General features: G+C 70.8%; 19 protein-coding genes. 6 read left to right on the top strand and 13 right to left on the bottom strand.

The window, feature by feature from the left end; all coding sequences use genetic code 11:
• Positions 1-140 precede the first annotated feature (140 nt).
• Complete coding sequence (locus MRBLMI1x_RS03530) at positions 141-2,279, top strand: alpha-galactosidase (protein ID WP_363456100.1); 2,139 nt, start codon at positions 141-143, stop codon at positions 2,277-2,279.
• 6 nt (positions 2,280-2,285) lie between these two features.
• Here the strand turns inward: MRBLMI1x_RS03530 and MRBLMI1x_RS03525 are convergent, their stop codons facing one another.
• On the bottom strand, positions 2,286-2,654 hold the full coding sequence (locus tag MRBLMI1x_RS03525) for a MerR family transcriptional regulator (protein WP_020097726.1): 369 nt from the start codon (positions 2,652-2,654) through the stop codon (positions 2,286-2,288).
• Positions 2,655-2,779: 125 nt separating this feature from the next.
• Between MRBLMI1x_RS03525 and MRBLMI1x_RS03520 the strand changes: the two genes are divergently transcribed.
• Positions 2,780-4,288 carry a SulP family inorganic anion transporter gene (locus tag MRBLMI1x_RS03520; protein ID WP_363456096.1) on the top strand — a complete coding sequence of 503 codons (1,509 nt, stop codon included), beginning with the start codon at positions 2,780-2,782 and terminating at the stop codon, positions 4,286-4,288.
• Between the two features lie 82 nt (positions 4,289-4,370).
• A complete protein-coding gene (locus MRBLMI1x_RS03515; RefSeq protein WP_363456093.1) occupies positions 4,371-5,441 on the top strand; it encodes a Gfo/Idh/MocA family protein in 1,071 nt (356 codons plus the stop codon).
• 6 nt (positions 5,442-5,447) lie between these two features.
• Here MRBLMI1x_RS03515 and MRBLMI1x_RS03510 read toward each other — a convergent pair whose 3' ends face one another.
• Positions 5,448-5,816 carry a VOC family protein gene (locus MRBLMI1x_RS03510; RefSeq protein ID WP_363456090.1) on the bottom strand — a complete coding sequence of 123 codons (369 nt, stop codon included), beginning with the start codon at positions 5,814-5,816 and terminating at the stop codon, positions 5,448-5,450.
• Positions 5,817-5,875: 59 nt separating this feature from the next.
• Here MRBLMI1x_RS03510 and MRBLMI1x_RS03505 point away from each other — a divergent pair, with 59 nt between their 5' ends.
• Complete coding sequence (locus tag MRBLMI1x_RS03505) at positions 5,876-6,319, top strand: MarR family winged helix-turn-helix transcriptional regulator (RefSeq protein WP_363456087.1); 444 nt, start codon at positions 5,876-5,878, stop codon at positions 6,317-6,319.
• Positions 6,320-6,340: 21 nt separating this feature from the next.
• Here the strand turns inward: MRBLMI1x_RS03505 and recQ are convergent, their stop codons facing one another.
• Positions 6,341-8,401 carry a DNA helicase RecQ gene (gene recQ, locus MRBLMI1x_RS03500; protein WP_363456084.1) on the bottom strand — a complete coding sequence of 687 codons (2,061 nt, stop codon included), beginning with the start codon at positions 8,399-8,401 and terminating at the stop codon, positions 6,341-6,343.
• Between the two features lie 476 nt (positions 8,402-8,877).
• Here recQ and MRBLMI1x_RS03495 point away from each other — a divergent pair, with 476 nt between their 5' ends.
• Positions 8,878-10,101, top strand: coding sequence for an HNH endonuclease signature motif containing protein (locus MRBLMI1x_RS03495; protein WP_363456081.1), 1,224 nt, complete (start codon positions 8,878-8,880; stop codon positions 10,099-10,101).
• Here MRBLMI1x_RS03495 and MRBLMI1x_RS03490 read toward each other — a convergent pair.
• From MRBLMI1x_RS03490 to MRBLMI1x_RS03480, 3 genes are read right to left on the bottom strand one after another with little or no spacing between them, the layout of a single operon-like run.
• Positions 10,076-10,354 carry a hypothetical protein gene (locus MRBLMI1x_RS03490; protein ID WP_363456078.1) on the bottom strand — a complete coding sequence of 93 codons (279 nt, stop codon included), beginning with the start codon at positions 10,352-10,354 and terminating at the stop codon, positions 10,076-10,078. The genes MRBLMI1x_RS03495 and MRBLMI1x_RS03490 overlap by 26 nt on opposite strands.
• Complete coding sequence (locus tag MRBLMI1x_RS03485; RefSeq protein WP_018187967.1) at positions 10,354-10,839, bottom strand: GNAT family N-acetyltransferase; 486 nt, start codon at positions 10,837-10,839, stop codon at positions 10,354-10,356. The genes MRBLMI1x_RS03490 and MRBLMI1x_RS03485 overlap by 1 nt, the downstream gene beginning before the upstream one ends.
• Positions 10,824-11,366, bottom strand: coding sequence for a DUF1697 domain-containing protein (locus MRBLMI1x_RS03480; RefSeq protein WP_363456075.1), 543 nt, complete (start codon positions 11,364-11,366; stop codon positions 10,824-10,826). Before MRBLMI1x_RS03480 ends, MRBLMI1x_RS03485 begins: the two co-directional genes overlap by 16 nt.
• 53 nt (positions 11,367-11,419) lie before the next feature.
• Here MRBLMI1x_RS03480 and MRBLMI1x_RS03475 point away from each other — a divergent pair, with 53 nt between their 5' ends.
• A complete protein-coding gene (locus tag MRBLMI1x_RS03475) occupies positions 11,420-11,962 on the top strand; it encodes a pyridoxine/pyridoxamine 5'-phosphate oxidase (RefSeq protein WP_363456072.1) in 543 nt (180 codons plus the stop codon).
• On the opposite strand, the gene MRBLMI1x_RS03470 is transcribed toward MRBLMI1x_RS03475, so the two are convergent.
• The 7 genes from MRBLMI1x_RS03470 to MRBLMI1x_RS03440 all read right to left on the bottom strand — a co-directional run bounded on the left by MRBLMI1x_RS03470 (position 11,959) and on the right by MRBLMI1x_RS03440 (position 20,000).
• Complete coding sequence (locus MRBLMI1x_RS03470) at positions 11,959-14,457, bottom strand: DEAD/DEAH box helicase (RefSeq protein ID WP_363456069.1); 2,499 nt, start codon at positions 14,455-14,457, stop codon at positions 11,959-11,961. The two genes, MRBLMI1x_RS03475 and MRBLMI1x_RS03470, sit on opposite strands and share 4 nt — an antisense overlap.
• Before the next feature lie 122 nt (positions 14,458-14,579).
• Positions 14,580-15,740, bottom strand: a complete 1,161-nt coding sequence (locus tag MRBLMI1x_RS03465; protein ID WP_363456066.1) for a glycoside hydrolase family 3 N-terminal domain-containing protein — start codon at positions 15,738-15,740, stop codon at positions 14,580-14,582.
• A gap of 280 nt (positions 15,741-16,020) precedes the next feature.
• The gene (locus MRBLMI1x_RS03460; RefSeq protein ID WP_363456063.1) at positions 16,021-17,478 is read right to left on the bottom strand and encodes a cation acetate symporter; all 1,458 of its coding nucleotides are present in this window, start codon (positions 17,476-17,478) and stop codon (positions 16,021-16,023) included.
• A complete protein-coding gene (locus MRBLMI1x_RS03455; RefSeq protein ID WP_018187961.1) occupies positions 17,475-17,840 on the bottom strand; it encodes a hypothetical protein in 366 nt (121 codons plus the stop codon). Before MRBLMI1x_RS03455 ends, MRBLMI1x_RS03460 begins: the two co-directional genes overlap by 4 nt.
• The gene (locus MRBLMI1x_RS03450) at positions 17,837-18,556 is read right to left on the bottom strand and encodes a LytR/AlgR family response regulator transcription factor (protein ID WP_363456059.1); all 720 of its coding nucleotides are present in this window, start codon (positions 18,554-18,556) and stop codon (positions 17,837-17,839) included. Before MRBLMI1x_RS03450 ends, MRBLMI1x_RS03455 begins: the two co-directional genes overlap by 4 nt.
• Positions 18,553-19,740 carry a sensor histidine kinase gene (locus tag MRBLMI1x_RS03445; RefSeq protein ID WP_363456056.1) on the bottom strand — a complete coding sequence of 396 codons (1,188 nt, stop codon included), beginning with the start codon at positions 19,738-19,740 and terminating at the stop codon, positions 18,553-18,555. The genes MRBLMI1x_RS03450 and MRBLMI1x_RS03445 overlap by 4 nt, the downstream gene beginning before the upstream one ends.
• A 23-nt stretch (positions 19,741-19,763) precedes the next feature.
• On the bottom strand, positions 19,764-20,000 hold the full coding sequence (locus MRBLMI1x_RS03440) for a YbdD/YjiX family protein (protein ID WP_196800634.1): 237 nt from the start codon (positions 19,998-20,000) through the stop codon (positions 19,764-19,766).
• Position 20,001 lies beyond the last annotated feature (1 nt).

The following is a 20,001-nucleotide window of genomic DNA, read 5'->3' as shown; positions in this document are numbered from 1 at the left end:
GGAGGGGAGACAAGCGTGGCCTCCGACGTGGTCCGTGCGACTTGTGCGGCGCCTACACCCGGGGTGTTCCGGGGCGTCCAGACGGGCGGAAGACGCCCGGTGTGTGCACGTTCACGGATGCCGACTGCCAGACTTGAGGAATGCCCGTTCTCCCCTCTGACGAGACCGTCATCCACCTCCGTTCCGGCGGCACCAGCGTCGTCGTCGACCTGCACCCCGACACCGCCCCGGCCATCGCCCACTGGGGCGCGGATCTCGGCGATGCTCCGCACGAGACGCTCGTCTCGCTCGCGACCGCCTCGCGTCTGCAGCGGGTCTCGGGCGGGCTCGACCGCACGGTGCGCCTCGGCGTGGTCGGAACCGCGGCATCCGGCTGGGCGGGAACGCCGACCCTCGAGGGTCACCGCGACGGCGAGGACGTCGGCGCCCTCTTCGCGCTGACCGACCTGCGGGCGACCGAGGACACCCTCGAGCTGCACTTCACGGACAGCGAGATGCAGCTGTCGGCCCGGTACGAGCTGCGGGTCACGGCATCCGGTCTCGTGCGGGCCCGGACGACGGTCCGCAACGACGGTGCGGGTGTCTACACGGTGCAGGCCCTGCACACGACGCTGCCGCTGCCGTGGGACGCGACCGAGATCCTCGACACGACGGGGCGCCACCTGCGGGAGCGCTCGGCGCAACGCCATGAGCTCACGTTCGGCACGCACGTGAGGGAGTCGCGTCGCGGCCGTCCGGGGGCGGACTTCACCCTGCTGTTGGCCGCCGGGACGCCCGGGTTCGGGTTCGAGCGCGGCACCGTGCACGGCGCGCACCTCGCCTGGAGCGGCAACTCCCGGATCTTCGCGGAGCGGATGCCGACGGGCGAGTCCTTCCTCGGGGCGGGCGAGCTCTACCTGCCCGGCGAGATCCGTCTCGCGCAGGGCGAGGAGATCTCCTCGCCCGAACTGCTCGGCTCCTGGGGAGACGGGCTGGATGAGCTCGCGGTGCGATTCCACGAGGAGTGGCGAGCACGCCCTCAGCACCCGAGCCGCCCCCGGCCGATCACCCTCAACACGTGGGAGGCGGTCTACTTCGACCACCGCCTGCCCAAGCTCATCGCCCTCGCCGATGCGGCGGCCGAGATCGGCGTGGAGCGCTACGTCCTCGACGACGGCTGGTTCCGTCACCGCCGCGACGACACCGCGGGCCTCGGCGACTGGTACGTCGACGACACCGTCTGGCCCGACGGCCTGCATCCCATCGCCGACCACGTCGTCGCGAAGGGGATGGAGTTCGGCCTCTGGTTCGAGCCCGAGATGGTCAACCCCGACAGCGACCTCGCCCGTTCGCACCCCGACTGGATCCTCCGCGGGCGCACCGACCTACCGCCGTCCGCGCGTCAGCAGCAGGTGCTGAACCTCGCGCACCCCGAGGCGTACGCGTACATCCGCCAGGTCATCTCCGACATTCTCGCCGCGTACCCGATCTCGTACGTCAAGTGGGACCACAACCGCGACCTCGTCGACGCCGCCGCCGGCCCCGGCGGTGCGGCCCGCGTCCATGCGCAGACCCTCGCCGTCTACCGCCTGATCGACGAACTCAAGGCCGCCCACCCCGGCCTCGAGATCGAGAGCTGCGCCTCGGGCGGCGCGCGCGTCGACCTCGGCATCCTCGACCGCACCGACCGCATCTGGACGAGCGACTGCCTCGACCCCGTCGAGCGCCTCGAGAACCAGCGCTACACCGCGCTCGTCGTCCCGCCAGAGATGATGGGCATGCACCTCACCACCCCGCACGTGCACTCCACCGGCCGCACCGTATCGCTCAGCCTCAGCGGCGCCGTGGCTCTGTTCGGCCACTTCGGCATCGAATGGGACGTCACGACCCTGTCCGAGACGGATGCCGCGACCGTCGGCGCGTGGGTCGCCCTGGCCAAGCGGGTGCGCCCCCTCGTCGCCACGGGCCGCCTGGTGAACGCGGACGTCGCCGACCCCGGACTCGACGTCCGCGGGGTCGTCGCGGAGGACGCGGCATCCGCCTTCTTCACGATCACGCAGACGCAGACGCTCATCTCGTCGCCGGCGGGCCGCGTGCGACTGCCGGGACTCGAGGCGGATCGCGTCTACCGGGTGCAGCTCGTCACTCCCGGCGGGATCGTCGAGATTCCCGCGCAGTCGCCGCTCGAGTGGGCGCACGGCGACACCGTGCTGACCGGCCGTCAGCTCGCCGTCGTCGGCCTGCGTCCGCCCGTGCAGAATCCTCAGCAGTCGGTCGTCGTCGAGGTCACCGCGGTCTGAGACCCGTCAGATCCGTTCGAGCTGGTCGAGGAACTCGTCGGCCATCTCGACCTGACGGCGCAGCTTCTCGCGCCGGGCCGCGGCCTCGGCGCGGACGCCGTCGAGACGGGCACGGATCTGCGGGTCGTCGGCGTCGCCCGCCATCGCGTCGACGACCTCGAGGAGTTCCCGCATCTCGTCGAGGGTGAAGCCGAGCGGCTTCATGCGACGGATGAGCAGGATGCGGGCGACGTCGCCCTCCGTGTAGAGACGGAAGCCGCCGTCGGTCCGCGCGGACGGGGTGACCAGGCCGATCTCGTCGTAGTGGCGGAGGGTGCGGAACGAGAGCTCGGTCCGCTCGGCGACCTCGCCGATGCGCATTGTGTCGTCGGTCATCCGGTTCCCTCCGAGTGGACAGCAAACCTCACGTTACGTTAGGTTTGGTCGTGCGCGATCTTCGCGCCCTCCATTCTTCCGCGCCGCCCTCGGGCCTGCGCACACCCCTCCCCGACGGAGTCATCATGACCACCACCGCTCCCGGGCGCCCCCGCATCGAACCGACGGTGCTGCAGGCCCTCCGCAGTCCGCGCCTGCTGACCCGCGAAGTCCTCGCCGGACTCGTCGTCGCGCTCGCGCTCATCCCCGAGGCGATCGCGTTCTCGATCATCGCGGGCGTCGATCCCCGGGTCGGGCTCTTCTCGTCGTTCATCATGGCCGTCGCGATCGCGTTCCTCGGCGGTCGCCCCGCGATGATCACCGCGGCGACCGGCGCCGTCGCGCTCGTCATCGCGCCCGTCGTCCGCGAGTACGGGATGGACTACTTCATCGCGACCGTCCTCCTCGGCGGCGTCATCCAGATCGTCCTCGGGCTCGTGGGCGTCGCGAAGCTCATGCGCTTCATCCCCCGCAGCGTCATGGTCGGCTTCGTCAACGCGCTCGCGATCCTGATCTTCCTCGCCCAGCTGCCGCAGCTGTTCGGCGACGGCATCCCCTGGCTCGTCTGGCCGCTGCTCGCCGTCGGCCTGGCCATCCTCTACGCGATGCCGCGGCTCACCAAAGCCGTGCCCGCTCCCCTGGTCGCGATCGTGCTGCTGACCGCGGCCGTCGTCGTCTTCGCGTGGAACGTCCCGACCGTCGGCGACCAGGGCGAGCTCCCCGAGAGCCTGCCGTCCCTGTTCATCCCGAACGTGCCGCTCACGCTCGAGACGCTGCAGATCATCGGCCCGTTCGCCCTCGCGATGGCCGTCGTCGGACTGCTCGAGTCGCTCATGACCGCCAAGCTCGTCGACGACCTCACCGACACTCACTCCTCGAAGACCCGCGAATCGCTGGGTCAGGGCGCCGCGAACATCCTGTCGGGCGCCTTCGGCGGCATGGGCGGCTGCGCGATGATCGGTCAGACAATGATCAACGTGAAGGCCTCAGGGGCTCGCACGCGCATCTCGACGTTCCTCGCCGGCCTGTTCCTGCTCATCCTCGTGCTCGCGCTCGGCGACGTCGTGGCGATCATCCCGATGGCCGCCCTCGTCGCGGTCATGATCATGGTCTGCATCGGCACGTTCGACTGGCACAGCATCCGCCCCGCGACGCTCCGCCGGATGCCCAAGAGCGAGACCGCCGTCATGCTCATCACCGTCGTCGCGACCGTCTGGACCCACAACCTCGCGATCGGCGTCGTCCTCGGCGTGATCGCAGCGATGATCATGTTCGCCCGTCGAGTCGCGCACTTCGTGACCGTCACGCGAACGGTGGATGCCGAGGCATCCACCGCCCACTACGCGGTCGACGGGGAGCTGTTCTTCGCCTCGAGCAACGATCTGACGACGCAGTTCTCGTACCCGGACGACCCGGCGAACGTCGTGATCGACATGTCCCGCTCGCACGTGTGGGACGCCTCGACCGTCGCCGCCCTCGACGCGATCGTCAACAAATACGAGCGGATGGGGACGACGGTGACGATCGTCGGGTTGAACGACACGGCATCCGCCTTCCACGGCCGGCTGACCGGCAAGCTCGGCGCCGGCGAGTGAGGCACCGGGGTTGACCCCTGTGCGGCATACCTGAAGGATGCCGGGGGCGCCCCGCTTCGGAGCGTCACGACGAAGGGGTCCCATGGCAGAGCCGACACGATTCGCGATCATCGGCACGGGGTGGCGTTCGGAGTTCTTCCTTCGCATCGCCGCGGCGGCACCCGAACGGCTGCAGGCGGTGGGCGTGCTCGCCCGGTCCGATGCGTCGGCTGCCCGAGTCGCCGGGTGGGACGTGCCGGTGCATCGATCGCTCGACGACCTGCTCGCGGCGCGACCAGACTTCGTGATCGCGTCCGTGAGCTGGCCGGCGATGCCGGGGGTCGTCACCGAACTCGTGGAGCATGGAGTGCGCGTGCTCGCCGAGACGCCGCCGGCGCCCGATGCCGACGGCCTGCGGAAGCTGTGGCACGACGTCGGGGCGAGCCGGCTCGTGCAGGTGGCGGAGCAGTACATGCTCATGCCGGGGCACGCCGCCCGCCTCGAGGTGGTGCGCTCGGGGGCGCTCGGAACCATCGGCGGGGTGCAGGTCTCGTCGACGCATCTGTACCACGCGACCTCGATGATCCGGACGTTCCTGGATGCCGGCATGGCCGAGGCGACGGTGTCGGCCCGGACGTTCACCGCACCACTCGTCGATCCACTGACGCCGGCCGGATGGTCGGACGACGTCTCGCCGAAGGATCGGACGACGACGATTGCGACACTCGACTTCGGCGATGGTCGGATGGGCCTGTACGACTTCGTCGACAACCAGTGGTGGAACCCGATCCTGTCGCGGCGCATCGTCCTCCGCGGCTCGCACGGCGAACTCACCGACGACACCGTGCGCCGGTTCGAGGGCACCGAGGTGATCACCTCGCCGATCACCTACCGCCGGACGGGTGTCGACCTGAACCTCGAAGGCAACGACGTCGTGTCCGCCGCCTTCGAGGGGCGGATCGTCTACCGCAACCCGTGGGTCGGAACACGCCTGTCGGAGGACGACATCGCGGTCGCGTCGTTGCTCGAGCTCACCGGGCAATGGGCCTGCGGCGACGGCGCGGAGCCCTATCCGCTGGCCGACGCCTGCCAGGATCACCTGCTGGGTCTCGCGATCGACGAGTCGGCGCGGACGGGCGCCGATGTGCGGGTCGCCCCTGACGTGTGGAGGTGATGGGGTTCAGGCCTTGTCGTGCAGGGTGATCCGGTAGCCGTCCGGGTCGGCGAACGTGAACGTCCGGCCGAACGGACCGTCGATGGGCGCTGCGACGATCTCGTGGCCATCTGCGGCGAGCGCGTCGTGGACGTCCTGAACGTCGGTCGTGCGCAGCCAGATCGCAGCTCCCATTCCGGGGTGGGCGGCCGAGGCGAGGTCGGTGCCGGGCACGATGTCGCGCAGTGCGAAGGCGATCGGTGCGGTGTCGAACACGACGGCGTGGGGAGGTCCGGCGGGTGAGCGGACGAGGCCGAGGTAGTGCTCGTAGAAGCGCTGCGAAGCGTCGAGGTCGCTGACCTGCAGGGAGATGAAGTCGGGTCCGATGGCGGGCATGAGGCATCCTTTCGCGTGTCAGTTATCTGACACGGATGAGTGTATGTCAGAATACTGACATGGTCCAGTCCGACGAGATCGATCTGCCGACGTCGCTCGGCTATCTCCTGAAGGAAGCGGCGACCGCGCTGCGGGTCGCTATGGAGGACGCCCTCCGCCCGCTCGAGCTGACCGTGACCGCGTACTCGTGCCTCGAGATCCTCGCGCAGCGTCCCGGGTCGTCGAACTCGGATCTCGCTCGGGGCGCTTTCGTGACACGGCAGAGCATGAACGTCCTCCTGCAGACGCTGGAGCGCGAGGGTCTTGTGACGAGGCCGACAACGGCGGTGGAGGGTCGTGTGCTGCCGGTCACGCTGACCGACGCCGGGCAGCGGCGTCGGGAGCACGCGAGTGCCGTGGTCAAAGCCGTGGAGGATCGGATGCTGGCCGAGCTGTCTGCGCACGAGCGCGCTCAGGCGTTCGACGTGCTCTCCCGCATGACGCGGGCGCTGCGGGAGGGCTGATCCGGCTCGGCTCAGACTCGCTCAGGCTTTGGCGATGACGGCGACGACGGCCTCGCCGTACGCCTCGCGCTTCTTCGCACCGATGCCGGTGATGCCGTCGAGGTCGGCGACCGTCGTCGGACGGTGCTCGGCGAGGGCGCGCAGGGTCGCATCGCCGAAGACGATGTACGCGGGAACGCCCTGCTCTTTCGCCTGCTCGGCACGCCACGCTCGGAGCGCCTCGAAGAGGTCGCGGTCACCCTCGGGCAGCGCGTCGGCGGCCGACTGCTTCTTCGCGCGAGTCGATCCGCCGCCGGTGCGGCCGAGGACGTCGCGGCGCAGCGGCACCGGCTCCGCGCCGCGGAGCACCGCCGCGCCGGCCTCGCCGACCGTCAGGACACCGTACTCACCCTGTGCGACCAGGATGCCGCGGGCCAGGAGCTGCCTCACGACCGAGCGCCAGTCCTGTTCGGACAGGTCGTTCCCGATCCCATAGGTCGAGAGCTTGTCGTGCCCCTGCTGGCGGATGCGCTCGGTCGAGGCGCCGCGGACGATGTCGATGAGGTGCCCGGCGCCGAACGCCTGATTCCGCTCCCGCTGCAGTCGCACGATCGTCGAGAGGAGCTTCTGCGCGGCGATGAGGCCGTCCCAGGTGTCGGGTTTGGTGAGGCAGGTGTCGCAGTTGCCACAGGCATCCGACGACTGTCCGAAGTAGTTCAGGAGGTTCTGGCGTCGGCACGAAACCGTCTCGCAGAGGCCGAGCATCGCGTCGAGGTGCTGCCCCATGCGCATCTTGTAGGTGCGGTCACCGGGCGACTGGTCGATGAGACGGCGCTGCTGCACAACGTCGCCGAGGCCGTAGGCCATCCAGGCGACCGCGGGCTCGCCGTCGCGGCCGGCGCGACCGGTCTCCTGGTAGTAGCCCTCGACGGACTTGGGCAGGTCGATGTGCGCGACGAAGCGGACGTCGGGCTTGTCGATGCCCATGCCGAACGCGATCGTGGCGACCATGACGACGCCGTCTTCGCGCAGGAATCGGGACTGGTGCCGGGCGCGGATCGAGGCATCCAACCCGGCGTGATAGGCCAGGGCGTCGAGACCCTGCGTCCGCAGATACTCCGCCGTCTGCTCGACGGACTTGCGGCTCAGCGCGTACACGATGCCGGCGGAGCCCTCGGGCTGGGAGCGGACGAACTGTACGAGCTGGCGACGCATGTCGACCTTGGGCTCGATGCGGTACTGGATGTTCGGCCGGTCGAAGCTCGCGACGAAGTGGCGCGCATCGGGCAGGTGCAGACGCTCGGTGAGCTCGGTGTGCGTGGCGCGCGTCGCGGTGGCCGTGAGCGCCATGCGCGGAACGCCGGGGAACCGTTCGGCGAGGTCGCCGAGAGCGAGGTAGTCGGGGCGGAAGTCGTGACCCCACTGCGACACGCAGTGCGCCTCGTCGATCGCGATGACACTGAGCTGGGCGCGCTGCAGGAGCGCGGTCGTCGCGGGGACGGACAGCCGCTCGGGGGCGACGTAGATGAGGTCGAGTTCACCGTCGAGGAGCGCCTGCTCGACACCGGCGCGCTCGGCCGGGCTCTGCGTGGAGTTCAGGAAGGCGGCGCGGACGCCGTTGGCGATGAGCGCGTCGACCTGGTCGTGCATGAGCGCGATGAGGGGGCTGACGACGAGGCCCGTGCCGGGACGGACGAGCGCAGGCACCTGGTACGTGATCGACTTGCCGCCACCGGTGGGCATGAGGACGACCGCGTCGCCGCCCGCGATGACGTGCGAGACGATGTCACCCTGATCGCCGCGGAACGCCGTGTAGCCGAAGACCTCGGTGAGCACCTTGACCGGGTCGTCGCCGACGTGGTCGCGCCGTTCGAGACGGAGGACGGATGCCGGGGGTGCGGAGGTGCGCTGCTGCGGGGCCGCGGGGCGGGTGGGCTGGGCGCGGGTGGGTTCGGAGCGCGTGGCGCGGGCGACGGACGCGGCGTAGTCGTCGTACCGCGGGTCGGGCGGCGGCGGCGAGTCGAAGTCGTCCGGCGGCGGAACGTCGTCGGGATCCCACACGAGATCGGCGTAGGGGTCGTTCTGCCATCCGCCGTCATTCACCCGGTCAACCCTAGCCGCGGCATCCGACACGGTCTGCGGATGTGGAGAGCCCCGGCGCTCTTGCGAGGATGGGGAGGAGGGGCGAACGTTTCGCGAGACTGCACCCGAGCGACGAGGATGCGGCGCGTGGGCGCAGTCTCGTCGCACACGTGTAGTCTCGCCGCCAAGGGACGAGACGCGGGCGGGGCCCGGATCCGGGGCGAGGCGCAGCGGCGATCAGCGGGGCGTGAGCTCGCGGACGTACCGACGGCAGACGTGGACGCGCGAGTAGCGGGCACGGAGGTCGGCTTCATCCTCGATGCGACCGTGCAGCCTTCGGCATCCGACTCGCGATACGGCCGGACGGATACGGGTTTCGTCATGTCGGGATCCTCTCTGGCCAGTCTCAACCTGCAGCGCACGACGTCACGGTAACGGGTGCCGGGGGGCGGGCCGGTGTCGGAACCGATGTCGGAACCCCCTTCTAGTCTGGGAGTATGTCCAGCCCTTCCCCGTATGTCGATGAGGTCCCCGAGGGGATCCCGACGACCCTGGACTGGGTTGTGTTGAGCGCGGATATGGCGACGATCCATGCGGCGCAGCGGTATGCGTGCATCGTCGAGTTGTGGGATGACGCGATCCGCGCGGCGACCCGGGATGAGGGTGCGTCGGTGCTGGTGGAACGGTCGGTGCGGCTCGAAGTCGCGTCGGCGTTGCGGATCAGCGAGCACGCCGCGGGACGTCTTATGGTGGTCGGGCGGGCGTTGGTGAAGCGGTACCCGGCGGTGTGGGAGTCGATGAGCCACGCGGATATCACCGACACCCACGCGACTATCATCGTCGACGGTCTCGATGAGCTCGAGATCGTCCGGGATGAGCTGGTCCGCGAGGTACTCGCGCTCGCGGAGGAGATGCCGACCGGGCCGTTCCGCCGCGCGGTGAAACGGATTGTGGACCGGGAGCGTGAAGCGACCATCGCGGAACGTCACTCTGATGCGGTCGCCCGCAGGCACGTTCGCGTCGAACCCGGCGTGGATGGGATGGCGTGGCTGACCGCGCATCTCCCCGCGGTCGAAGCGCACGCGATCCACGGCAGGCTCACCGCTATCGCGAACACCCTCGATGATGAGCGTTCGCTGGACCAGAAACGTGCCGACGTGTTCGGCGACCTGCTGATCGACGGGGAGACCGAATCCCTTCCCGACACGGTGCGCGGCATCCGCCCGACCGTCACGGTCACCGTCCCCGCTCTCACGCTCCTGACGGGTGACGGCTCTGCCGCGCAGGTCGACGGTGTCGGCCCGATCCCGCTCGACCGTGCGCGGGAGTTGTGCGGGGCGGCATCCGGGTGGATGCGGGTCCTCACCCACCCCGACACCGGGGTCGTCCTGTCCGTCGGCCGTGAGCAGTACCGGCCTCCCGCAGACCTTCGCCGGCTCGTCGCGTGGCGGGCCGCCCGGTGCATGGCCCCCGGCTGCGGGATCCCGGCGGATCGGTGCGACATCGACCACACCGTCGACTGGCACCACGGCGGACACACCGACGCCACCAACCTCGCACCCCTCTGCCGCGGGCACCACACCCTCAAACACCACACCGACTGGCAGGTCACAGCCAAACCCGGCGGGGCGCTTGAATGGACCTCACCCGCCGGCCGGATCTACCTCGTAAAGCCCGAACGGCGCATCCCGCAGTTCACCACCGACCCACCACCGTTCTGAGGCTGTTCATCCGTGCGACGAGCGCGGTGACCCCGGCGATCCCGATCACGTCGACGAGAGGTTCGTTGAACCACGACTCCCAGATGCCGTCGACGTCGTCCTGCGAGACGCGTCCCTGCTGCGCCAGGATCTCGGCGATGTCGCGCGCCTCACGCGCGTACTCGTCCACCGGCACACCCGCCGGCGATCCCGGCTGCAGCCCGTACGGGTCCGCCTCATTCAGTGCCGACAGCACAGCCTCCACCCCGAGCATCACCGCACCATCCGGGCTTCGACGATGCCGGGCGTCCCCGGGTCGGACTGCTCCGCACCGTCGAACGCGAAGCCGTTGCGCCGGTAGAACGCGATCGCACGCGGATTCTCCCGCGCCACCCACAACGACGCGGGCCCGTCGGCCAGCACCGCCTCGAACAACGCCTGACCCGGACCCGTCCCGTGATGCGCCGCCAGGACGTAGAGCATGTACAGCTGACGGCCACCGGCATCCGACTCACCGGACATCGCGAACCCGATCAGCTCGTCGTCCTCCTCGGCGATACGGACGGCATGCGCCGGCCGTCGGTCGGAGAGGATCTGCGTCCACATCCGCAGCCGACGCTCCGCCACCTCGTCGGTGAAATAGCTCGCGGGGAGGAGATGCCCGTACGTCTCACGCCAGGCGGCCACGTGCAGGGCTGCGACCGCCGCGGCATCCGTCAGCTGCGGTTCGCGGACCACCACGCTCACGCTCCGGCCCATTTCTCGGCCAGCGTGCCGATCACGTTCACGTTCCGGTTCGTCGCCACGCCCAGCAGCTTCGCCGCGCCCAGCGGGTCGACCGCCCCGTCCTGATACCCGGGCTGCAGCAGCGCATGCGCCGCGCGCCCCCGCACCAGCATCCGGCCGCGCTCATCGGCCCGCGCCTCGATGTCGGCGGTCTGCGACGCCGCGGGCTCGTCCTTCAGCAGATACACGTAGTGACGGGCGAGCCCCGGATTGGCCTCGGCCAACTCATGGGTCTGCCGAGCGACCTCTCGGAACTCCGCAGCGGAGTAGACGATCGTCGGCACCTCGAATCCCCGGTCGGCGGCGAACGCCTGCTCCAGCGTCTGCTCGATCCGTTCGCGCGACCGCATCCGCGAATCGAAGCGCACGTTCCCCGTGTTGATGTGCGTCTCGACACCCTCGAACCCCGCCGCCTCGACGACACGGCGGATGTCCTCCTTCGGGAACACCCGCTTCGCACCGAGGTTGATCGCCCGCAAGAAGGCCAGATACGTCGTCACCCGCCCAGTCTGCCCGGACCGGCCGACACCCCGCGAGGGAGCAGGATGAAGACATGAACGAGCTCACGCGCTGGCTTCGCGACCAACCGTCCCTCATCGGAACACCGCCGCCCCTCGATCTGTTCGACCTCCCGGCCGACCCTCACGACCTCTTCGACCGCTGGATCCGCGCCTCCGCCGACGCCGGCATCCCCGAAGTGCGTGCCGCGACCCTCGCGACGGCGGATGCCGCCGGCCGCCCGGACGCACGGACCCTCATCCTCAAGGGCGTCAGCGCCGACGGGTGGGAGTTCGCCGGCCCGCGCTCCTCCGCGAAGGGGCGCCAGCTCGCCGACAATCCCGCCGCCGCACTGAACTTCTGGTGGCAACCGGTCATGCGCGCGGTGCGCGTGCGCGGAACCGTGCACGAGGCCGCACCAGCCGAAAGCGCGGCCGACATCGCCGGCAGCCCCGCCGGTGCACTCCTCGAACCCGGCGAATGGGCGCTCTGGCGTCTCGTCCCCGAGCGCATCGAGTTCTGGCAGGGCTCGCCCGACCGCCGCCACGCCCGCATCGTCTTCACCCGCGACGGCGGCGACTGGGCCCGCGAGGCCTAGAGCCTCACGACCTCGGTCACTCGCACGACCGCAGCGCCCTCCTCGACGGATGCCTCGAGGTCCACCTCTGCGCGGATCCGCCAGTCGTGGTCGCCCGCCGGGTCGTCGATGATCTGCTCGACGCGCCATATGCCGTTCGCGGCATCCGACTCGTCGAACACACACAGGGCGGGACTGCGCGCGGCGCCGCCCGTCAGGATCTCGTCGTGGTCGTCGAAGTACCGGTCGAGGATCTCGGGCCAACCGGCATCCGGATCCAATTCGACCAGCGCGTCGTCGTTCTGCAGCGCGGCGAGCTGCACCCGCCGGAACATCTCGTTGCGCACCAGCACGACGAACGCGCGCCGGTTCGCGATGATCGACGGCGGCGCGGGCGGAACGACCGGCGCCTCGGGGTCTGCGGCGGGGTTGATGAGCGCGTTCCACTCGTCGACGAGGCTCGAGTCGACCTGCCGCACCAACTCACCGAGCCACTCGATGAGATCGAGCAACTCGTCGGTGCGGGCCTCGGCGGGAACCGTCTGACGGATCGCCCGGTACGCATCGGACAGGTACCGCAGCACCAGGCCCTCACTGCGGCCCAGCTGGTAGAACGACACGAACTCGCCGAACGACATCGCCCGCTCGAACATGTCGCGGACGACCGACTTCGGCGACAGCTCGAAGTCCCGCACCCACGGCTGGCTCGACGCGAACGTCTCGTACGCCTGCGCCAGCAACTCGGCGAGCGGCTTCGGCCACGTCACCGACTCGAGCAGCTCCATGCGCTCGTCGTACTCGATGCCGTCGCGCTTCATCGCGCCGACCGCCTCGCCGCGCGCCTTGTACTCCTGCTGCGACAGGATCGCGCGCGGCTCGTCGAGCGTCGACTCGATCACGCTCACCACGTCGAGCGCGTAGTGACCCGTGCCCGTCTCACTGTCGTCCGGGGACAGCAGGTCGATCGCGGCGAGCGCGAACGGCGACAGCGGCTGGTTGAGCGCGAAGTTCGGCTGCAGGTCGACGGTGAGACGGATGCCCTCGGCGTCCGCCACGACGATGTCCGCCGCCGTGAGGGTGCGGAACAGCGCGATCGCCCGGCGGGCCAGCTCGTACTGCCGGGCGCGCGGTTCGTGGTTGTCGAAGACGAGGGAGCGGACGTTCGCGAACACGTCACCGCCGCGTCCGATGACGTTGATGAGCATCGCCGAGGTCAGCTTCAGCTGCGGCGACAGCGGCTCGGGCTCCGCCGCGACCAGCCGCTCGAACGAGCCCTCGCCCCAGTTCACGACCCCCGTCGGCGCCTTCTTGCGGACGATCTTCTTGCGCTTGGCGGCATCGTCGCCGGCCTTCGCGAGGGCGACGGCGTTCTCGATCTCCCACTCCGGGGCCAACACGACGACGCTGCCGTGCGTGTCGTACCCCGCCCGCCCCGCGCGGCCGGCGATCTGGTGGAACTCACGCGCCGACAGCTGCCGCATCTTCGTGCCGTCGTACTTCGACAGCGCCGTGATCAGCACGGTGCGGATGGGCACGTTGATGCCGACGCCGAGGGTGTCGGTGCCGCAGATCACGCGGAGGAGCCCGCGCTGCGCGAGCGTCTCGACGAGCCGCCGGTACCGCGGCAGCATTCCGGCGTGATGGACGCCGATGCCGGCGCGCACCAGCCGCGACAGCGTCTTGCCGAATCCGGTCGTGAACCGGAACCCGCCGATGGCGTCGGCGATCTCGTCGCGCTGCTCGCGGGTCGTGAGCTTCACGCTCGACAGCGCCTGCGCCCGCTCGAGCGCCGCGGCCTGCGAGAAGTGGACGATGTAGACCGGCGTCTCGCGGTTCTCGAGCAGCCCCTCCACCACCTCGTGCACGGGCCGCCGGGCATAGGAGTAGTCGAGCGGCACCGGGCGCTCGACGCCCGCGATGTGCGCGACCGCTCGCTCGGTGCGGCGTTCGAGGTCGGTCTTGATGGCCGTGACGTCGCCGAGGGTCGCCGACATCAGCAGGAACTGCGCCTCCGGGAGGAGCAGCAGCGGCACCTGCCACGCCCATCCGCGGTCGGGGTCGCCGTAGTAGTGGAACTCGTCCATCACGACCTGGTCGATCTCTGCGTCGGGGCCGAGGCGCAGTGCGACGTTCGCCAGGATCTCGGCGGTGCAGCAGATGATCGGCGCGTCGGGGTTCACCGACGAATCGCCCGTGACCATGCCCACGGCATCCGGTCCGAAGATGTCGACGAGGGCGAAGAACTTCTCGCTGACGAGGGCTTTGATGGGAGCCGTGTAGTACGTGCGGCCGCCACGGGCGAGGGATGCCGCGTGTGCCGCGACCGCGACGAGGGACTTGCCCGTGCCGGTCGGCGTCGCGAGGATCACGTGCGATCCGGACGCGAGCTCGAGCACCGCCTCGTCCTGCGCGGGGTACAGGTCGATGCTGCGCTCGATCGTCCACTCGAGGAAGCCCTCGTAGACGGCGTCGGGGGTCGACCCCGCCGGAATGCGGTCCCGGAGCGTCGAGGTCATCCCTCGAGTCTGCCCCACCGGCGGCGGGACGGCGTGCCCAGTGCAGGTCCGATCGACCCCGCACGCCCTCGAACGGCTCCGCAGGGGCGTCTCGCCCTGCACTCGGCACAGGGCCGAGTGCGTCAGGGCATGTCGGCCTTCGCCGCGAGCACGCGAGCGGCGGCGGCGTCGACCTGAGCGGCGAACTGCGGGTCGGCCTTCGCCTTCGCGAGCACCGCGTCGTACATCGCGGGGAACACCGACGGCTTCGCCGAGACGAGCACCACGTCGACGCCGGCCGAGATCGCCCTCACGGCGCGGTCGGCGGGCGACCAGGCCGACACGGCCACCGCGCCCGAGAGGTCGTCCGAGAACACCACACCGTCGAAGCCGACCTCGCTCCGCAGGAGTCCCACGACCTTCGGCGAGAACACCGCCGGGGTGGATCCGTCGATCCGGTCGTAGATCGCCGACGAGACCATCACCGCCGACGGACCCGCCGCAGTGAGCGGCCGGTAGAGGTCGACGTCCGGACCGTCCGGCGTCACCGCCCTGTCGACGACGTCGGCCGTCGTGTCGGTGTTCGCGGACACGTGGCCGAGGCCCGGGAAGTGCTTGAACGTGGGGAGGATGCCGGCATCCCGCATCCCCTCGGCGAAGGCACCCGCCTTGTCGGCGACGGTCGATGCGTCGTAGCCGTACTGGCGGCCGTACCCGCCGATCGGCGGGTTGTCGAAGCGGGTCGCCTCGCTCGTGACGATGTCGGCGACGGGGGCGAGATCGAGGTTCACTCCCGCGTCGGCGAGCTCGCGCCCCCATGCCTCGGCCCTCGCCTGCAGCTGCTCGGACGGCAGGTCGGCCTGGCGGATGCCGTAGGGCATCGCATCGAACCCCGGCCCGCGCAGCACCTGGACCTCGCCGCCCTCCTGGTCGGTCGCGACCCAGAGCGGAGCCCCCTCGGGATGGTCGAGTGCCGTGAACCGTGCGACCAGCTCCGACGTGCCGGAGACGCCCGCGTGCGATCGCCCGCTCAGGAAGATGCCGCCGGCGTGCCGGTCGCGGACGGCGGCCAGGGTCGTCGGCGACGCCGTGGTCGCGGGGGTCCCGACCATGAAGAGCTGGCCGACGCGCTGCTCGAGCGAGAGCGCGTCGATCGGGTCCGGCGTCCGGGACGGCGATGGAACCGCCGAGGGCGACGTGGCGGGAGAGGGCGCCGATGGCGACGTCCCGGGGGAGGGTGCGACGGACGGCGACGAGGACCCCGTGGGAGAGGCGGCACACCCTGCAAGGATCGACGCGGCCATCACGGTGGCGAGTACGGACCATCTCCTCCGACGCACACAGACATTCTGCGCCTGCACCGGCCGTTGTGCGCCGGGCTCGGTGTTCCGTATTCAGTCTCGGCGGATGCTCATAAGGCCGCGCCGCACCGCATTTCGGGCATCCACCCGTCACAGGTCGGCACCGAGACTGAATACCGAACGCGTGGCAGCGCGGGCTACCGAATGCGTGGCAGCGGGGCTACCGAACGCGTGGAGAGGCGCACCGGATCGCCCGACACGCGCCCTCGCCTACACGCGCGCCTCAGCCGCGCCCGGGCGTGTGCAGTCTCGCGAGGTAGGCGGCGGCTCGCACGGGTGCGCCGGCGCGGTCGGTGAGCGAGACGACGACCGTGACGACGGTGGCCAGCGGGATGGTCCACGCGGCGGGCTGCGCAAGCAGCGGAGCGGCGACGCCGACTCCGCCGACCGCCGCGTGCACGACGAACGCGAGGCCGCACGCGACCGCACCGGTCACCATGCCCGCCACCGCGCCGCGCGCCGTCAGCCGCGACCACCAGATCGACAGCAGCAGGACGGGGGACAGAGCGGATGCCGCGAACACGAAGACGACGCCGACCGAGGCCACGAGTCCTGCCGGCTGGGTCAGCAGGGCGATGGCGAGCGGCACGAGGGCGACGAGGACGGCCGACAGCCGGAAGGAGCGGACCGATCCCGAGAACACGTCCTGGCTGATGACACCGGCGAGCGACACCGTGAGGCCCGCCGAGGTCGCGAGGAACGCGGCGAACGCGCCCGCGACGACGAGCGCGGTGAGGAGCTCCCCCGCGAGACCGGGGAACACTCGCGCGGGCAGGACGAGTGCGACGGTGTCGGCGACGTCCGGCTGGGCGAGATCGGGGGCGACGACCCGCGCGAGCAGCCCGATCACGCTCGACACGGCGTAGAAGGCGCTGACCATCACGATGACGAGCACCGTGGTCCGCCGCGCCGACCCGCCCGTGGGGCTCGTGTAGAACCGCACGAGCACGTGAGGAAGGCCCATCGTGCCGAGGAGCAGTGCGAGCAGCAGCGATCCCGCGGCGTAGGCGTCGAGCCCCGAGGGCCCGGCCTCGGCGGGGAAGACTACGAGCGGGTCGATCTCGCGCGCACCCCCGCCGACCGCGAACACGATGAGCACGGCGGGCACGAGCAGCGCCGTGAGTTTGAGCCAGTACTGGAACGCCTGCACGTAGGTGATCGCCCGCATGCCGCCGGCCGCGGCGGCGGCTGCGACCAGGACCGCCACGAGCACGGCGCCGACCCACGGCGGGACGTCGGCCACGACCTGCAGCGTGATGCCGGCGCCGTGGAGCTGCGGCACGATGTACAGCCAGCCGATGAGCAGGCACGCGGCGCTCGTCACCCTCCGGGACGCCCGGGACTCGAGCCGCGCCTCGATGAAGTCGGGGATCGTGTAGGCACCGCTCCGACGCAGCGGCGCCGCGACGAACAGCAGCACGAGCAGGTAGCCGGCGGCGTACCCGATGGGGAACCAGAACCCCTCGGCACCGCTCAGCAGGACGAGTCCCGACAGGCCGAGGAAAGTCCCGGCCGAGAGGTACTCCCCGCTGATCGCAGAGGCGTTCCAGACGGGCCTGACGGTGCGGGATGCCACGAAGAAGTCGCTCGTGGTCCGCGAGATCCGCAGGCCGTACGCGCCGATGAGGACCGTCGCGCCGACGACGGCCGCGACCGCGACGAGGTCGAGCAGCGCGTTCACGCCTCCTCGTCCCGGAGCGCCCGCCAGCGCCGCTCGTTGCGGTTGGCGCCGCGGACGTAGAGGATCGCGAACCCGGCGATCACGGGGTAGAACCCGAACGCGTGCAGCAACCACGACAGCGGAACGCCGAGCAGCGCGATCTCGTCGAGCTCGGGAACGAGCGCCAGCACCGCGAGCAGGACGGCGGCGACGGTCACGAACCCGAGGACGGTCCCCACGGCCAGCCGCAGCTGCGAGCGGCGGAGCGCTCTCGCGTACGCGGCCTCGGCATCGTCGACGGGCGTGCCCGGCAGCGCGATGCCGCGGGTCGGCGCCCCCGGACGCCCCGCCCCGGCGGTGACACGCACACGCTGAGCGCTCACGACCCGCTCCGGCCGACGAGGGCGTCACGGACGGCCGGGAGCAGGCGCCGGCTCACCGGCAGCGCGGTCTCGCCGACCCAGACGGCCGGTTCCGCTCCCGCGAGTCGGACCTCGGTGACGGATGCCGCGCGCACGAGGAACGAGCGATGGATCCGGACGAAACCGGCATCCGCCCACCGGGACTCGAGTTCCGAGATCGGGATGCGGACGAGGTGCCCGGAGTCGCCGTCGGTGTGCAGGCGGGTGTAGTCGCCCTCGGCGCGCACCCAGCGGACGTCGCGGCGGTGCACGAACCGCACGGCGGAGCCGACGGTGACGGGCAGCACCTCGTCGGACTCGGTGGGACGGTCGTTCTGCGCGATGCGGTCGACGGCGCGGCGCAGCCGTTCGAGGCGCACGGGCTTCAGCAGGTAGTCGAGCGCGCGCAGCTCGAACGCGTCGACGGCGTGCGCGTCGTCCGCGGTCACGAAGACGACAGCCGGCGGGGACGCCAGCGCGCTCAGCGCGGTCGCGAGGTCGAGACCCGAGAGCCCGGGCATGTGGATGTCGAGGAAAGCCGCCGCGACCGGCCTCTCGGTGAGCAGGCGCAGCGCCTCGGCTCCCGACGACGCCGTGAGCACCTCTCCGATGCGGTCGTCGCCGCGCAGCAGGAAGGCGAGCTCGTCGAGCGCGGGCTTCTCGTCGTCGGCGACCAGGACGTCGATCACGACGCTCACTCCTCGCCTCGCGTCAGGTGGTGCGGCTGCGATTTCGGGATCCGCATGCGCACGAGGGTACCGGCGCCCGTGTTCGTCTCGACGACGAGTCCGCCCTCGGCTCCGTAGAGCTGCCGGAGCCGGGTGTCGACGTTCCGCAGGCCCACGTTCGCCGCATCGCCGGCACGCGTCAGGAGCGCGTGCAGCTCGTCCGGGTCCATGCCCGCGCCGTCGTCCTCGACCGTGATCTCGGTGTGGGTCGCGGCATCCTCCGAGGCGATGAGGATCGTCCCCCCGCCCTCCCCCGGCTCGAGCCCGTGTCGGACGGCGTTCTCGACGAGCGGCTGCACCGACAGGAACGGGATGACGGTGGACAGCGTCTCGGGCGAGATCCGCAGCGTCACGGTGAGGCGGTCGCCGAAGCGCGCCCGCTCGAGTTCGAGATAGGAGTGGATGCTGCGGAGCTCTTCCGCCAGCGTCGTGAACTCCCCCTGGCGCCGGAACGAATACCGCGTGAAGTCGGCGAACTCCAGCACCAGCTCGCGTGCGCGCGGCGGATCGGTCGTGATGAACGAAGCGATCGCGGTGAGCGCGTTGTAGATGAAGTGCGGCGAGATCTGCTGCCGGAGCGCACGCAGGTCGGCTTCGGCGAGTGCAGCGCGCGAGGCATCCAACTCCCCGAGCGTCGCCTGCGCGGCGCACCACTCGGCGACCTCCCCCGCCGCGCGGACGAGCGCGGCCCGCACGGGGGCGGCGAAGGCGACCAGCACGCCCGCGACGGCGCCGTCCACACGGATCGGCGCGCCGACGGCTTCGAGCCCGTCCCCGCCCTCGGCGCGCGGGAAGACGCGGCGCTTGCCGGTCTCGGCGACCTGCGCCGCGATGCGGTGCGCCGCAGCCTCCAGTCCCTCGGTCTGTCCGTCTCGGGCGACGACGACGTCGCCGACCACGAGCATGACGGCGGGGCTGCCGAGCACGGCCCGCAGGTGCCGCGCGGCGCGCGCGACGTCGGGGGTTGCGAGCCCGCCGCGCAGGTAGGGCGCCGCGAGGCTCGCCTGGTGGAGGGCCCGGTACGTGGCCTCCTCGGCCTCGCTGCCGAGCCCTCCCGCGCCCCGGGCGTAGCGGCGGGCGAGGAGCAGCAGGGCGGACAGCACGATGCCGCCGACCACGCCGAGCAGAGCGGCGAGGACGACGGCATCGGTCATGCGACGAGCCTAGATCGCGGGCGTCAGCAGCAGCGGGCGCCCGGGTTGCGGTCCTGGTCGTCCATCTTCTGACGCCAGAACTGCCGCTCGGTCATGGGCTCCTCATCCGGGTGCACCCGGCGGTGGTGCGCGACGTACGTCGCGTACGCCGTGTCGCCCATGAGGGTCGTCACGTACCAGCGGATGCCGCGACCCGCCCGCAGCACGAGGTCGAGCATCGCCCGCATCGGCGAGACCGCGGCATCCGTCCGTGTACTCATG

The sequence above is a fragment of the Microbacterium sp. LMI1x-1-1.1 genome (genome assembly GCF_040676205.1).
Taxonomy (GTDB): domain Bacteria; phylum Actinomycetota; class Actinomycetes; order Actinomycetales; family Microbacteriaceae; genus Microbacterium; species Microbacterium aquilitoris.
Note: the sequence above shows the minus strand (reverse complement) of the source record. Positions and strands in the feature narration are given on the sequence as shown.